This is a genomic window from Mesorhizobium sp. B264B1B (genome assembly GCF_020165765.1).
Taxonomy (GTDB): domain Bacteria; phylum Pseudomonadota; class Alphaproteobacteria; order Rhizobiales; family Rhizobiaceae; genus Mesorhizobium.
In genome coordinates, this window is record NZ_JAIUIS010000001.1 from 52,035 (window position 1) to 65,562 (window position 13,528).

General features: G+C 63.6%; 13 protein-coding genes. 5 read left to right on the forward strand and 8 right to left on the reverse strand.

Features of this window, described 5'->3' with window-relative positions; translation table 11 throughout:
- Window positions 1-9: 9 nt before the first annotated feature.
- The 3 genes from LB547_RS00195 to LB547_RS00205 form a co-directional block, all read right to left on the reverse strand.
- The gene (locus tag LB547_RS00195) at window positions 10-1,659 is read right to left on the reverse strand and encodes a thiamine pyrophosphate-binding protein (RefSeq protein ID WP_140557500.1); all 1,650 of its coding nucleotides are present in this window, start codon (window positions 1,657-1,659) and stop codon (window positions 10-12) included.
- Window positions 1,656-2,828: a CaiB/BaiF CoA transferase family protein gene (locus LB547_RS00200; RefSeq protein WP_140664775.1), complete on the reverse strand. Its 1,173-nt coding sequence runs from the start codon at window positions 2,826-2,828 to the stop codon at window positions 1,656-1,658. Before LB547_RS00200 ends, LB547_RS00195 begins: the two co-directional genes overlap by 4 nt.
- Window positions 2,829-2,908: 80 nt before the next feature.
- Window positions 2,909-3,841, reverse strand: a complete 933-nt coding sequence (locus LB547_RS00205; RefSeq protein ID WP_140567407.1) for an alpha/beta fold hydrolase — start codon at window positions 3,839-3,841, stop codon at window positions 2,909-2,911.
- Between the two features lie 186 nt (window positions 3,842-4,027).
- On the opposite strand from LB547_RS00205, the gene LB547_RS00210 reads away from it, so the two are divergent.
- The 4 genes from LB547_RS00210 to LB547_RS00225 all read left to right on the forward strand — a co-directional run bounded on the left by LB547_RS00210 (window position 4,028) and on the right by LB547_RS00225 (window position 9,099).
- Window positions 4,028-5,035, forward strand: a complete 1,008-nt coding sequence (locus LB547_RS00210; RefSeq protein WP_140761245.1) for a ribonuclease T2 family protein — start codon at window positions 4,028-4,030, stop codon at window positions 5,033-5,035.
- A gap of 173 nt (window positions 5,036-5,208) precedes the next feature.
- Complete coding sequence (gene ettA, locus LB547_RS00215; protein ID WP_140495150.1) at window positions 5,209-6,858, forward strand: energy-dependent translational throttle protein EttA; 1,650 nt, start codon at window positions 5,209-5,211, stop codon at window positions 6,856-6,858.
- 115 nt (window positions 6,859-6,973) lie between these two features.
- The gene (gene tam / locus LB547_RS00220) at window positions 6,974-7,756 is read left to right on the forward strand and encodes a trans-aconitate 2-methyltransferase (RefSeq protein WP_224646765.1); all 783 of its coding nucleotides are present in this window, start codon (window positions 6,974-6,976) and stop codon (window positions 7,754-7,756) included.
- Window positions 7,757-7,977: 221 nt separating this feature from the next.
- Entirely contained in the window at window positions 7,978-9,099 is a 1,122-nt protein-coding gene (locus LB547_RS00225) for a beta-ketoacyl-ACP synthase III (protein ID WP_140761242.1), read from the forward strand.
- Window positions 9,100-9,114: 15 nt separating this feature from the next.
- On the opposite strand, the gene LB547_RS00230 is transcribed toward LB547_RS00225, so the two are convergent.
- Window positions 9,115-9,681, reverse strand: coding sequence for a methyltransferase family protein (locus LB547_RS00230; protein ID WP_140761239.1), 567 nt, complete (start codon window positions 9,679-9,681; stop codon window positions 9,115-9,117).
- 180 nt (window positions 9,682-9,861) lie between these two features.
- Here LB547_RS00230 and LB547_RS00235 point away from each other — a divergent pair, with 180 nt between their 5' ends.
- Window positions 9,862-10,488: an MOSC domain-containing protein gene (locus LB547_RS00235; protein ID WP_140559511.1), complete on the forward strand. Its 627-nt coding sequence runs from the start codon at window positions 9,862-9,864 to the stop codon at window positions 10,486-10,488.
- Between the two features lie 45 nt (window positions 10,489-10,533).
- Here the strand turns inward: LB547_RS00235 and LB547_RS00240 are convergent, their stop codons facing one another.
- From LB547_RS00240 to tsaA, 4 genes are all read right to left on the reverse strand, one after another.
- A complete protein-coding gene (locus tag LB547_RS00240; RefSeq protein WP_140761236.1) occupies window positions 10,534-11,373 on the reverse strand; it encodes an SDR family oxidoreductase in 840 nt (279 codons plus the stop codon).
- A 135-nt stretch (window positions 11,374-11,508) separates the two neighbouring features.
- On the reverse strand, window positions 11,509-12,465 hold the full coding sequence (locus tag LB547_RS00245; protein WP_140559513.1) for an aminotransferase class IV: 957 nt from the start codon (window positions 12,463-12,465) through the stop codon (window positions 11,509-11,511).
- A 130-nt stretch (window positions 12,466-12,595) separates the two neighbouring features.
- Window positions 12,596-12,910 carry a DUF2293 domain-containing protein gene (locus LB547_RS00250; RefSeq protein WP_140495859.1) on the reverse strand — a complete coding sequence of 105 codons (315 nt, stop codon included), beginning with the start codon at window positions 12,908-12,910 and terminating at the stop codon, window positions 12,596-12,598.
- Entirely contained in the window at window positions 12,910-13,431 is a 522-nt protein-coding gene (tsaA, locus tag LB547_RS00255) for a tRNA (N6-threonylcarbamoyladenosine(37)-N6)-methyltransferase TrmO (RefSeq protein WP_140495164.1), read from the reverse strand. Before tsaA ends, LB547_RS00250 begins: the two co-directional genes overlap by 1 nt.
- Window positions 13,432-13,528: the final 97 nt, after the last annotated feature.

Here is a 13,528-nt window from a genome sequence, read left to right on the forward strand (position 1 = left end):
AACCGACTTTCAGGCCTTGTCTCTTATTTGCGTCATCGTTCGGGTCGGGGTGATTGCCTCCGGATCGAGCCGGATTTCGACGATTGCCGGCTTGCCGCTGGCGCGAGCACGCTCGAAGGCAGGGGCGAAGTCGGCGGTTTTCTCCACCGTTTCGCCATGGCCACCATAGGCACGCGCCAGGGCGGCGAAGTCCGGATTCTTGAGGTCCGTGGCCACCACCCGCCCGGGGTATTCACGCTCCTGGTGCATGCGGATGGTGCCGTAGATGCCATTATTGACGACGATGACGATGATCGGCAACCCGTATTGTACGGCGGTGGCGAATTCCTGCCCGTTCATCAGGAAGCAGCCGTCGCCGGCGAAAGCGACTACGGTGCGATCCGGATAAAGCGCCTTGGCCGCTACCGCCGCCGGCGTTCCGTAACCCATCGAGCCTGAGGTCGGCGCGCCCTGTGTGGCAAAGCGGCGGAAGCGATGGAAGCGGTGCACCCACGTGGCGTAGTTGCCGGCGCCGTTGGTCAGGATGGCATCGTCGGGCAGCACCGTTTCGAGATAGGTCATGATCGGCCCCATCTGGACGGCGCCCGGACCGCTTTCCGGTGGGGTCGACCAGTCGAGATAAGCGGCATGGAGCTTTGCCGTCTCCGCCGCCCAGCCCGGCGATGCCGGTCCCTTCCGTTTGGCGAAGGCGCGCACGAAGGCGGCGGGCGAGGCATTTATCGCCAGCGTTGGACGGTAGACGCGGCCTAGTTCGCCGGCATCGGGGTGGACATGGACCAGCGTCTGGTCAGGGTAGGGGCTCTTCAGCAGCGTATAGTCCGAGGACGGCATCTCGCCCATGCGGCCGCCGATCAGCAGCACCAGATCGGCCTGCTTGATTGCTGTCGCCAGCTTCGGGTTGATGCCGATGCCGACATCGCCGGCATAGTTCGGGTGCAGATGATCGAACAGCATCTGGCGGCGGAAGGAGCAGCCGACCGGTAGCGACCACGCCTCGGCGATGCGGGTGATTTCCTGAACAGCCTGGAAATCCCAACGTGTGCCGCCCAGGATCGCGATCGGTCGTTTGGCGGCATTGAGCAGCGCCTCGAACCGGTCGAGTTCGGCTTCGGCGGGGCTGGTCTCGACCGGGGTGTAGGCGATCGCGGCCGGTGCATCGACGACACTGGTCAGCATGTCTTCCGGCAGCGAGATGACGACGGGACCTGGGCGTCCGGAGGTCGCCACGGCAAAGGCGCGGGTGACGAATTCGGGAATACGCGACGCATCGTCGATCTCTACCACCCATTTTGCGATGTCGCCAAAGAACCTGACATAGTCCACTTCCTGGAAGGCCTCGCGCTGCTTGGCGTGGCTGGCGACCTGGCCGATGAACAGGATCACGGGAACCGAATCCTGCATGGCGATATGGATGCCGGCGGAGGCATTGGTGGCGCCGGGGCCGCGGGTGACGAAGCAGATACCGGGTTTGCCGGTCAGGCGGCCTTGGCAGTCGGCCATCATGGCGGCGCCACCCTCCTGGCGGCAGACGATGGTGCGGATCGCCGAATCGTGCAGCGCGTCGAGCACCGCGAGGTAGGATTCGCCTGGCACGCAGAAGATACGGTCGGTGCCGTTGGCCTCGAGCGCGTCGACGATCAATTGTCCGCCGGTTTTCATTTTGCTCTCTCCAGTTCGGCAAGGATTTCGTCAGTATGTTCGCCCAGGCGGGGCGAGGGGCGCTCATAGACGAGCGGTGTTTCGGACATGATCATCGGTGCGCGAACCGAGGGCAGAAGATTGCCATGGCCGTCGTCGAGATCGAGCCGCATGCCGCGCGCGATCGCCTGCGGGTCGGCGAACATCTGTCCGATCGTGTTGATCGGGCTCGCCGGCACGCTGGCCGCTTCCAGCTTGGCCAGCAGCGGGTCGCGATCCTTGGTCTTCAGCGCCTCGACGATCCGCTCGCGTAGCGCCGCCCGGTTGGCGACGCGGGCCGGATTGGTGGCGAAATCGGGATTGCCGGGCAATTCGTCCAGCCCGACCACCGCGCAGAACCTGGCGAACTGGCCGTCATTGCCGACCGCCAGGATGATGTGACCGTCCCGGACCGGCAGCACCTCGTAGGGCGCGATGTTCATATGCGCGTTGCCCATCTGCACAGGCGACTTGCCGGAGACGAGATAGTTGAGGTTCTGATTGCCGAGCGCCGAGATTTGGGTGTCGAACAATGCCATGTCGATGTGCTGGCCTTCTCCGGTTTTTTCGGCGTGGCGAAGGGCCGCCTGGATGGCGATGACGGAATAGAGGCCAGTGAAGATGTCCGAGATGGCGACGCCGGCCTTCTGCGGCTCGCGTCCCGCCTCGCCGGTGATCGACATCATGCCGGCCATGCCCTGGATGATGAAGTCGTAGCCGGCGCGCGGCGCGTAAGGACCGTCCTGGCCGAATCCGGTGATCGAGCAATAAACGAGGCGCGGATTGATCTTGCGCAGGCTCTCATGGTCGAGCCCGTATTTCTTCAAGCCGCCAAGCTTGAAGTTTTCGATCAGCACGTCAGACGTTGCCACCAGCCGGCGCACGGTTTCGGCGCCCTCCGGTGTCGAAAAATCAATGGCGATGGAGCGCTTGCCGCGATTGCAGGAATGGTAATAGGCGGCCGACAGGTTCTCGCCATCCTTGCCCATGACGAAGGGCGGGCCCCATTTGCGGGTGTCGTCGCCGCCATCAGGGCTTTCGACCTTGATGACGTCGGCGCCGAGATCGGCAAGCAACTGCCCGGCCCAGGGCCCGGCAAGGATGCGGGCGAGTTCGACGACGCGGACGCCTTTCAGCGGGGGCTCAGCCATAGATCACCAGAATTGGTCGGAACCGAAGCCTCTATCAACAGAGATTGCCGCTGTCACGGCTCTTGCGATGGGCCAACGCTTCATCGCTTCAAGGCGGTTTCGGCCCACGCTGCGAAATCGTCCATGACGATGTCGCGATTCACCTCGTTCAGGCTTTCGTGGCGGGTCTCGCTGTAAACCTTTGAAACGAGATTCGAAAAGCCCATTTTGCGCATGCGTCCGGCAAGCTGGATGATCCCCTTGCCATAATCCGAGGCAGGGTCTTTTTCGCCCCCCACGACGCTGACGGACAGGTCGCGCCGAACGCCGACGAAACCGGCGTCCCTGCCGCCATTGAGCGCCATCTGGACGACGTCGCGCCACATCGACACCGAGGCGTCCCAGCCGCATAGCGGGTCGGCGATGTATTTGTCGACCTCGGCCCCGTCGCGTGACAGCCAGTCGAACAAGGTCCGGTGGTTGGGCACCGCCTTGCCCCAGGCCTGGAAGGTGAGCTTCGGCAGCAGGCGCGATGGGACGTCCGAGCCGAGCCGCATCCTTTCCCATGCAAGGATGCCGAGCGCCACCTGCCCGAGCAGGCCAGCTGAAAAATTGCCATTCCAGATGGCGGCGGCGTGAACGCGGTTCGAATGGGCCAGGAGAAAGTTCAGCGCCACGGACGCGCCCATCGAATGGCCGAACAGGATGACGGGCAGGCCCGGCTGCTCCCCGGCGATGAGATCATGGATGGCGCCGACATCGGCGATGACCTTGGCGGGGCCGTCCTCATGCGCGAACCTGCCCAGCGGTGCGTCGGGTGCCTTCGTTGTGCCATGGCCGCGATGATCGTGAACATAGACACTAAAGCCGCGCGCGCCCAGGAATTCGGCAAAACGATCATAGCGCGCCGCATGCTCTGCCAGCCCGTGATTGATCTGGATGACGGCGCGCGGATGGCCGTCGGCCTGCCGGACCAGAAGATTGAGGTCGGCGCCGGTCGGCGAACGGACCATGCGCTGCTGGCTGAATGACATTCAGTGATTTCCACCCTGGCCCGCCTCGGTGGCGCCGGCCTTGTTTGCGCCGGGGCCGGTTCAGCGTCAATCCGCCATTCCGGATTTCTCGCGATGATGTTTCTTGCGTCTGGCCGGTGGAATATCGCAATTCTGACATGGAGACAGCTTCAGTCTGTCGCCCACCTTTTTCATCCAGGGATTCCCATGCGCATTGCTGTTGTTTTCCGATTGGCCATGTTGGCGGCATCGTTAACGGGTGCGGCCCATGCCGACGTCAGGATGAGTGGCACCTTCGTTGCCGACGCCTCCTGTCCAGCGACGCAAGCCATCAAGAACGGCAAGAATCCCGGCAATGTCTCGACTGATGCCGGACAGAGCTATCAGCTGCTGGCGGGCAACATGGATGCGCCGACGCACTATCTTATCCTGGTGCCGAGCGCAGATCCGGATCGGCGCTGGGTGAAGGTCAGTTGCGGACATCTCTCCGGCAGCAGCGCAGCAACGCTGCCGGCGACCCCCGGCGGGCAGGGCAAGCCTGCGGCGTCGGGAAAACCCGAATATGTCTTCGCGCTGAGCTGGCAGCCGGCTTTTTGCGAGACCAAGTCCAGCAAGAGCGAATGCAAGGCACAAAACCCGAATGAATTCGATGCCAGCAACTTCACCTTGCACGGCCTGTGGCCGCAGCCGAACGGGAACTTCTATTGCCAGGTACCGGCCAGCGACAAGGCCAACGACAGTCCGGCGCACTGGAAGGATCTTCCGCCTGTCAATTTGGACGCCGGCACGCGCACGGAACTCGACAAGGTGATGCCGGGCACTGCTTCGCAGTTGGAGCGGCATGAATGGATCAAGCACGGCACCTGCTACGGCAAGAACCAGCAGGAGTACTTTTCCGACGCACTCGGCCTGATGCGTGCGGTGAACGGCTCAGCGGTGCGCGATCTCTTCGCCAAGAACATCGGCGGCAAGCTGACGGCGGATCAGATCCGCGGCGCCTTCGACCAGGCCTTTGGCGCCGGCGCCGGCGATCGCGTGCGCGTCTCCTGCGTCATCGATCCGTCGAGCGGCCGGCGGCTGATCGGAGAGTTGACGCTTGGCCTTGCCGGTCCGATCGGCCCAAACAGCTCGCTCAAGGACCTGCTGCTGGCCTCGGTGCCGACCAACAAGGCCGGTTGCCCGACCGGAACCGTCGACGCAATCGGGTTCCAGTAGGTCCTGAGCTCATTCCAGCCGGCAGGCAGGCCGGGGCGCCAACGCCCGTTGTTGTGCGGCCTGTGATCGGTTCGATGCGGCGAAAGCGATTGCCGTTCGGCTCCGCATCGCCTACATAGCGGCCAACCTCCATTCAGATCGACAAATCAGTCAGTTTTTCAGGGAAAGCGCGCGTGGCACGCCAGTTCATCTATCACATGTCAGGCCTGTCAAAGGCCTACGGCACCAAGAAGGTGCTCGATAACGTTCATCTGTCCTTCTACCCGGACGCCAAGATCGGCATTCTCGGTCCTAACGGTTCGGGTAAGTCGACCATCCTGCGCATCATGGCCGGGCTCGACAAGGAGTTCCAGGGCGAGGCGTGGCTGGCCGAAGGCGCCACGGTCGGCTACCTGGCGCAGGAGCCGCAGCTCGACAACAGCAAGACCGTGCGTGAAAACGTCATGGACGGCGTCGGCAGGAAGACCGCCATCATCGAGCGCTACAACGAATTGATGATGAACTATTCCGACGAGACGGCGGACGAGTCGGCCAAGCTCCAGGACGAGATGGATCGGCTCAACCTTTGGGACCTCGAGCAGCAGGTCGAGATGGCGATGGACGCGCTGCAGTGCCCGCCGGCCGATTCCGAGGTGACCAATCTGTCAGGCGGCGAGCGCCGCCGCGTGGCGCTGTGCCGGCTGCTCCTGGAACAGCCCGACCTGCTTTTGCTCGACGAGCCGACCAACCATCTCGACGCCGAGACCACGGCGTGGCTGGAAAAGCACCTGCGCGACTATCCGGGCTCGGTGCTGATCATCACCCACGACCGCTACTTCCTCGACAACGTCACGGGATGGATCCTCGAGCTCGATCGCGGCCGTGGCATCCCTTACGAGGGCAACTACACCAAATATCTCGACGCCAAGGCCAAACGCCTGATCCAGGAAGGCCGCGAGGACGACGCCCGCCAGAAGTCGATCTGGCGCGAGCGCGAGTGGATCCAGTCCTCGCCGAAGGCGCGCCAGACCAAGTCCAAGGCCCGTATCAAGGCCTATGAGGAACTGGTCGAGCAGTCGCAGAACCGCAAGCCGACCGACACGCAGATCGTCATTCCGTCGGGCGAGCGCCTCGGCAATGTCGTCATCGAGGTTGAAGGGCTCACCAAGGGCTTCGGCGATGAGCTTTTGATCGAGGACCTGTCGTTCAGGCTGCCGCCGGGCGGCATTGTCGGCGTCATTGGCCCGAACGGCGCCGGCAAGACGACGCTGTTCAAGACCTTCACTGGCCAGGAAAAGCCTGATGCGGGGTCGATCCGCATCGGCGAGACGGTCAAGCTCGGCTATGTCGACCAGAGCCGTGACGCGCTGGACCCGAACAAGACGGTGTGGGAAGAAATCTCCGGTGGCGCCGAAGTCATCAAGCTTGGCAAGCACGAGGTCAACAGCCGCGCCTATTGCTCGTCCTTCAACTTCCGTGGCGGCGATCAGCAGCAGAAGGTCGGCAACCTTTCGGGCGGCCAACGCAACCGCGTGCATCTGGCCAAGATGCTCAAAGGCGGCGGCAATGTGCTTTTGCTCGACGAACCGACCAACGACCTCGACACCGAGACGCTGAGCGCACTCGAAGATGCGCTGGAAGCCTATGCCGGCTGCGCTGTCATCATCAGCCACGACCGCATGTTCCTCGATCGCATGGCGACCCACATGCTCGCCTTCGAGGGCGACGCGCATGTCGAATGGTTCGAAGGCAATTTCGAGGAGTATGAGAAGGACAAGCTTCGCCGCCTGGGCGCGGAGGCGGCGGCCCCGCACCGCATGACGCATAAGAGGCTGACGCGGTAAGGGCCGTTATTGCAGTGGCGGTTCCGGGTCGGCGACGACGGGATCGTCACCCAATTGGGATAGCCGGCTTGTCGCGCCGGTCATGGAAGGTGGCAACCGCCGCGAGGTCTTACCGTTGAACAGCCCAGCAAAGCCCGATTGGTCCGCCGCCCAATATTTGAAGTTCGAGGACGAGCGCACGCGTCCTGCGCGCGACTTGGTGGCGCAGGTGCCGGTCGACTTCCCCCGCAGGGTTGTCGACATAGGCTGCGGGCCGGGCAATTCGACGGAGCTTCTGGTCGCGCGCTGGCCGGATGCACAGGTGAGCGGCTTCGACACGTCTCCCGACATGATCGAGAAGGCTAGGGCACGCCTGCCCAATGTCAGCTTCGACCTTGCCGATGCCTCGACATGGGCGCCGGCTCAACCGGTCGATGTGATCTTCGCCAATGCCGTGTTCCAGTGGCTGCCGGAACATCCTGATGTCTTCCAGCGGCTGATGGGTTTTCTTGCGCCCGGCGGCGCGCTCGCCGTGCAGATGCCAGACAATATGGGCGAGGATTCCCACAGGCTGATGCGCGAGACCGCCGCCGAAATGCCGTTCGCAGCCAAGCTGAAAGGGGCGGCGCGCGCGCCGCTGCCGCCGGTGTCGTTCTACTATGATCTGTTGTCGCCGCTCTCGGACCGGCTCGACATCTGGCATACGATCTACAACCATCCGCTGGCCGACGCCGAGGCGATCGTCGAATGGGTGAAGTCGACGGGCTTGAAGCCTTTTGTCGACCCGCTCGATGCGGACGAGAAGATGCTGTTCCTCGAAAGCTACACGGCCAGGATCGCCAAGGCCTATGAGAAGACCGCAAATGGCAAGGTGCTGTTGCGTTTCCCGCGCATCTTCATTGTCGCCAAGCGGGCTTGAACGACCAACGTCGATGAGAAGCCGAGGCAGTTCGTGTGCAGCCGCGACGACGGCGCATGCTGGAACAACTCACAGACCAACACCAAACTGTGCGCATGGTGAGGGGACGCGGGAACCGGTTTAAGCTGGCATAAACCGGCTCAATGCGACAAGGGTTGCGCCGGGCCTCCCTTACGCCCACATCAAAGCCCCTGAACGCCTGCGGATGGGACGGACTGGACATGCATCGCGTCATCATCAGCGGTATCGGCGTCGAAATCCCCGAGCCTGAGATCAGCAATGAGGAACTGGTCGCCAGTTTCAACAGCTGGGTCGACACGGAAAACGCGCGCCGGTCGGGCACGGACCAGCCGCTGCTGCAGAAATCGGACAGCGATTTCATCGTCCACGCCTCGGGCGTGCGCAGCCGTCATGTGATCGAGCGCGAAGGCATACTCGACCCGACCCGTATGGCACCGCGCCTTCCGGCGCGGCCGGACGATGCGCTGTCGCTGGAGGCCGAGTTCGGCATCGCTTCGGCCCGCAAGGCGCTTGACCATGCCGGGTTGCTGCCCTCCGATATCGACCTAGTGATCTGCTCGGCCTCGCACCACCAGCGGCCCTATCCGGCGATCGCCATCGAGATGCAGCAGGCCCTGGGCACCAAGGGGGCGGGCTTCGACATGGGGCTCGGCTGTTCCTCCGCCGCGGCAGCATTGCACATGGCGGTCAATCTCGTGCGTGCGGGCGCCCACAAGCGCATCCTAGTGACGACGCCCGAGATCATCACCGGCCATCTCAATTTCCGCGACCGGCAGACGCATTTCATCTTCGGCGACGCCTCGGTGTCGATGGTGGTCGAAGGGCTGGCACTCGGCGAGAAACGGCCGGGACGTTTCGAAGTGCTCGACACGCGCATCTGGACGCAGATGTCGAACAACATCCGCACCAATCTCGGCTACCACACCCGCACCGCACAGGACGATCCCTACAGGATCGATCTGGAGGGCAATCTGATCAAGCAGGTCGGCAACAAGGTGTTCAAGGAAGTCACCGTCGCCGGGCACAAATTCATCGTGGAGTTCCTGGCCGAGCACGGCCTGACGCCGCAGGCGGTGCGACGTTTCTGGCTGCACCAGGCCAATGCGCGCATGAACGCCATGATCCTGAAACTCTCATTCGGCCACGAGGTCGATCATGACCGCGCGCCCATGGTGCTGGAGCGTCTCGGCAACACAGCGGGCGCCGGCGCCATCGTCGCGCTGTCGGAGAACCATGCCGACATGAAGGCGGGCGACTTCGGGCTGATCTGCGCTTTCGGCGCGGGGTATTCGATCGGCGGCGCGCTGCTGCGGATGCTGTAGGACGCGCTTGCCGCTTCAGGCCGGCGAAAAGGGAACGAGCATCGGCACGCGGCGCGCGTAATCGTCATAGGCGGGCCCAAGCTCGCCGCGCAGGAAACTTTCCTCCAGCCTCGCCTTGATGACGATCCCGACAAGCAGCAGGGCAGCGCCCGCGACGCCCCATACCGTGCCCTTGACGGCCGTGGTGGCGAGGACCGAAAGCAGCAGGCCCGTATAGATCGGATGACGGACAAGCGCGTAAGGGCCGGTGTCGATGATGCGATGATCGGCCTTGGCCGTTACCGTGCTGGACCACAGCCGGCCGAGATGCAGGCGGGCCCACCATGCAAAGGCGATGCCGATGGCGATCAGGGCGACGCAAATCCAGGCTTGGGTGAGCGTCGGCGTCCAGAGCCGAAGCCGACCCACATAGCCGTGCGCCGGAACGAACAGCAGGACGGTACCGGCGAGCCAGAGAACCCGATATCGCGCCTCCGCCCTGAAATCCGCCCGCTTGCGCACGGGATCCGCCCATGAAGCGGCAAGGATCCACGATACCAGCCAGAACAACCAGAGCGCGGCAACGGCGTGTCCCACCTGCATGACCCGAACCTCCTCCCGATCTGGCGCCCTCGTCTATGCCGGCCGCGCGGCGGCAATGCGGCGCGCTGAGGACGGCAACGGCGTTTCCGGTAAGAAAGTCGTGATCGGCATCAAACGGCGTGATCGGATCATCAGCGCTTTCGACTGGACCGCATTGCGCAGGGCCTCTAGACGAGACTGATGCAGGAAACCAACTTCGAGCTTTTTCCGGCGGACCTGACGGTCGACATCGTGCCGGGCCGCAAGCTGGCGGCAAGGGCGGTGGCGCTCTATGCCGCTCCGTTCGACCATTTCGAAACCAAGGCGGTCGAGAAATTGCAGATGGGCTTCGACGGCATAGCCGGCGATTTTCATGCCGGGATAGCGCGACGCTCCGGCGGGCGCGAACCCTGGTATCCGCGCGGCACCGAGATGCGCAACGAGAGGCAGTTGTCGCTGGTGGCGGCGGACGAACTCGCGCTGGTCGCCGAACGCATGGGCCTAGAGGAGATCAAGCCCGAGTGGATCGGCGCCAATTTGCTGATCGAAGGGGTGCCGCATCTTTCGATGTTGCCATCCGGCTCGCTGCTGTTCTTCCAGGGCGGCGTGACGATCAAGATCGATGCCCAGAACAAACCATGCCGCGTCGCCGGGCAATCGATCGCCGAGCATGTCCGGGCGGCGGACCATGACGCCACCGCGCTGCTCTTTCCGAAAGTGGCCAAGCGGCTGCGGGGCCTTGTAGGCTGGGTCGAGAAGCCCGGAATCGTCAGGTCCGGCGAGGAAATCTCCGTGCGGGTGCCCGAGCAGTGGATTTATCGCGCCTGACGAGGTAGCCACGCCGCTCGAAACGGCGTGGCTGAGCGACCCGGACTAGGCCTTGCGGTTCTTGTTGGCGCCTTGCGCCATGACCGAAACATGGTCCCACTTTTCCCAGGTGGCGATGCGGTTGGCGTATTCCTGCTTGATCATCGGCAGCCCGCCGTCGCCGAAGAATACTCTGAGAGGTGGCTCGGCCGCGTCGACGATGGCCAGCATCGCCGGTCCGGTGGCCTCGGGATCGCCGGCCACGGCGCGGCTGCGGCGCTCCGCCATGGCAGCGCGGACGGGCGCATAGGCGTCCAGCGCTTTGGAGACCTTGGCCGACGGACCGGCCCAGTCGGTGGAGAAGCCGCCGGGCTCGACCAGCGTGACATGGATGCCGAACTCCGCGACCTCGAGGCTCAGCGACTGGCTGAAGGCTTCCAGCGCCCATTTCGAGGCGTGGTAGAGGCCAAGCGAGGCGAAGGCATTGACGCCGCCGATCGACGAGATCTGGATGATGTGGCCGGAGCGCTGCGCCCGCATGATCGGCAAGGCGGCCTGGGTGACCCACAGCGCGCCGAACACATTGGTTTCGATCTGGTCGCGGGCTTCCTGCTCGCTGACCTCCTCGATGGCGCCGAAATGGCCATAGCCGGCATTGTTGACGACGACGTCGAGCCGGCCAAAGCGCTTGTGCGCCCCGGTGATTGCGGCATCGACGGCTTTCTTGTCGGTGACGTCGAGCTTTATCGCCGCGATGTTGTCGCCACACTTCTCGACGAGATCGGCGAGTGTGCCGGCATCGCGGGCGGTTGCCGCGACGCGGTCGCCGCGAGCGAGCGCGGCCTCGGCCCAGACCCGGCCAAAACCTTTCGACGATCCGGTGATGAACCAAACCTTGTTTGTCATGATGAAGTCCTTGCCCGTGCAAGCTGGAATTTTTTCAGAGATAAGTGGAGGCCTCTCCGCTTTGTGCCATATACGGTGCGTCCCGCGACTTTCCAGAGGCGGTGGCGGAATTATTTGGACGGGAGCGGCGACCGGTCAGGGGTAGCGTACAGCGCTCGACCAGGCCGGATCCTTATGCTTGTCCCAATAGAGCGCCATCAGTCGGCCGGTAATCGCGCCGGGCCTGCCGTCCGCGACTGGGCTGCCGTCGATCATCGTGACCGGCATGATGCCGCCGGCGGTAGAGGTGATGAAGACCTCGTCGGCCTCGCGCAATGCCGCGACACTGACGTCCGCCGGGGTGGCGAAGAGGCCTTCCAGCGCACAGAGATCGAAGACAGTGCGGCGGGTTATGCCGGGTAGCACGCCGATCGCCGGCGTCGAGAGCTTGTTGTCCTTGATACAGAAGACGTTGAAGCCCGGACCTTCGGCGACATTGCCATTGAAGTCGAGAATGAGCGCTGTCTCGGCGCCGCGGTCATAGGCATCGTAAAGGCCGCGCACCAGGTCGAGCCAGTGGTAGTTCTTGATCGCCGGGTCGATCGAGGCCGGCGGAATGCGCACCTTGTCGCTGATGGCGACATTGAGGCCGCGCTGTAACTGCTCGGGATTGGCGACCGAGCCGAACGGCACGGCAAACGCCATGAAGCGGTTGATCGCCTGGCGCGGATCGCGGCTGAAAGTAGGGGAAGCGCCGCGCGTGCACAGCATTTCGACATAGGCGGCGCTGTGTCCCGACAGTGCCACGCAATTGTGCAGGATCTCCGTCACGCCATCGCGGTCGAACGGGATCGTCATGCGCAATTTCTCCAGTCCGCCGAAGAAGCGGTCGAGATGCAGGTCAAGCCGGAAGAAGCAGCCGTTCCAGACATGCACCGTGTCGTAAGTAGCATCGGAATGCAGGAATCCCCAATCCAGCACCGAGATCTTGGCCTGCGACATCGGCAGGTACTGGCCGTCGAGGAAGGCGATGCCGTCGGGATAAGCATGCGGGTCGACGTGGCGGTCGCTCACCACAGGCAGCGGCCGTGTATCCTGTGCGGTCTGGCTCATCGGCACCTCCTTGCATCACAGGCTATCGGTGTCAGCAGAGGGCATAGAGCCAGTCATCCGGCGTCGTTCGTCCTCGAAGTGAAAAGCTGCCAGCCATGCTACCGAGCACCGTGCCGGACCGGCAACAGCTTCAATCATCCTCGTCGTCGGCGTCGAGCAGGCGGGTGGCGCGCCAGCGGGTAAGCACGACATTGGTCTGCTCGATGACGAAGAAACGCGCCGAGTCGCGGTCATAACCTTCGGCGAGCAGCTTTTCGTAGTCGGTATGGGCGTGGCGGATATGGGCAACCGTCGCCAGCCACACGGCAATGGTCGGCGGCAAGGTCTTCATGTGGACGGAGCCGGCATCCGCTCGGATCTTCTCCATATCGGCATAGGGCGCCAGCGGCAGAAGCGCGGTCAACGCCTTCGCGACGGCGCGGCGGCGGCCGGTCGGCGCCTTCATCATTCGTCGCGCCCTTCGATGGTCGCCTCGGCGAAGGCATCGGTCGATGCGAAATAGGGTTTTATGTCGACCACCGGGGTGCCGTCGAGCACGTCGATGGCGTCGATCTCGATGCGCCCGGTGGCGAGGTCGAGCGCAACCAGTTTCGCCACATGCAGGCCGATCGGGTTCGGTCGGGCAGGGGAGCGCAGACCGAATACACCTTTTGCTTCAGCCGCATGGCGCGGTTTCTGCACGATCAGAGTCCGCGGCGCCTGGTGGAGCCACGACAGGATGACGAGATGGCTGGCGCGCTCCAGCCCTTGCAGGCCGGCGCGGTAGGGTGGGTCGATCGTCAGTGCTGCCGGCTGTCGGGTCTCGCGCGCTGCGCGCATGTTTTTGGGGCAGGTTTCGCGCGTCGTCCATGGCGAGGCGATACGGCCGATGAAGACGACGCCGCCATCCGCCGGCATCAGCGCCGGATCGATCTCCAGCCTCTGCTCGCCCTCCCGTGCCTCGAACATCTCACGTCGCCCGGTCATTTTATCCATCTTTTTGTTGACGCATGTCTTGCCCTGAAACCGCTACACATTTTTAGGCAACATGCATCGAGAAATCACGCCTGCGGCATTTTCTTGT